Source organism: Streptomyces sp. NPDC051776, from assembly GCF_040681345.1.
Taxonomy (GTDB): Bacteria; Actinomycetota; Actinomycetes; order Streptomycetales; family Streptomycetaceae; genus Streptomyces.
Genome location: NZ_JBFAYQ010000165.1, coordinates 1 through 1,386, shown reverse-complemented (window position 1 = coordinate 1,386; position 1,386 = coordinate 1). Strand labels below are relative to the sequence as shown.

At 66.2% G+C, this 1,386-nt stretch carries 1 protein-coding gene; it reads left to right on the top strand.

Annotation, left to right across the window (positions count from 1 at the left end):
* Positions 1–455: 455 nt before the first annotated feature.
* Complete coding sequence (locus tag AB0M26_RS31910) at positions 456–1,307, top strand: hypothetical protein (RefSeq protein ID WP_365266541.1); 852 nt, start codon at positions 456–458, stop codon at positions 1,305–1,307.
* The last annotated feature ends 79 nt before the right edge of the window (positions 1,308–1,386 follow it).

Sequence of the window (1,386 nt, the reverse complement as noted above, 5' to 3'; positions counted from 1 at the left end):
ACGCCATGCTCGGCATCGCCCGACTGCACAACCTCGCCCTCGCCGGATAGAGAACGGCCCGTGAGCCGCAGGACCATCTCCACCCACCCCAAGATTAACTTACGGGACAACCTTTAGTGACATAAGCCCGGTCGATGATGTGGTTGTCGAGGGGCGTACTGCCGACGGCCAGGTGCGGCGGGTATCGATCGCTGTGCGTAGGGGCCCGGCACTGACCACGAGTGATTCGACGTCGGTGCCGTTGGTGCGGTCCTTTCTGCGTATCGTGACCGAGAATTGGCAGGAAGCTGCGGCAGGACGCTGGCGTGTTGCTCTGGCGGTCGGAGTGTCAAATTCCGCAGTGAGGGAGAACGGCCGCGCTGGCACACATCGCCCAGGCCGTCGCTTCGCCACAAGGGTTCCGCGAGGCCGTTGCACGGCCGGCGGCGACCAATGTCAGTGTGCGGCGCCGGTTGATGCATCTCGACGCTCTCGTGGCCGCTGCCGCGCAGGGAGATGCCACGCTCTCGCAGGTTGACACCGGAGAGTTGACGTGGCGTTTGCTGTCCGCCTTGCGGGTTCGGCAGCTGCGGCTGGAAGGCGTGGGTGAAGCTGACCGCACGACAGCGGTCTCGACGCTGCGACGTGCGGTAGTGGACGGCACCACCGAGACCGCGGACAAGGTGTTCGCCACGCTGGCCGAGCTGACCGGCAGCTGGGCTCCGTCTGCCGCGCGCGTCGATCAGACTCTGGTGCGCCCGGCGTTGAGCGGATACTCGCTGAACCGGTCGGTGTCCCACGAGCCCGCCTGGTCGCTGCTGGACGGACTTGGCCGCCGTTTGCGCGAGGGGATCCGAGCCGCCCTGTCCGCCGGCGAGGTGCGTCTGGAGTTGGAACGTGCCGAGGAACGAACCCGTCTCGCTGGTGTCATGACCCACGCGGGCCGTACCGGGACGTCGCTGGTGGTGACGGGAGAACCTTATGTCGGAAAGTCAGCGCTCACTCTTCGCGCCGCCGAAGAGCTCGCGGACCAGGGAGCGGCAGTGGCTTCGCTCAGCCTGCGCGACCTTCCCTCCTCAGTAACGCAGGTTGAGCACTTCTTGGGACGACCGCTGGCGGCTGTGCTGGCCGCGGGGGAGACCCGTGCGGTGCGACTGCTTGTCATCGATGGTGCGGAGGCTGTCCTCGAAGGTAGCCGTGACCTGCTGCATGAACTTGCTTTGGCTGCCTTGCAGGCCGGGCTCGGAGTGGTTGCCGTCACGCGAACGGACGGGGCGCGGCGGGTACAGGAAGTGCTGCAGAGCGCCATCTCACTAGGGCCTGTGTGATGTTGTGATCAGCCAGTCGCCTTCAGGAGGTCGTTGATCCAGATCATGGAGGCACGGAGGTGGAGGCCGGCGAGGTAGC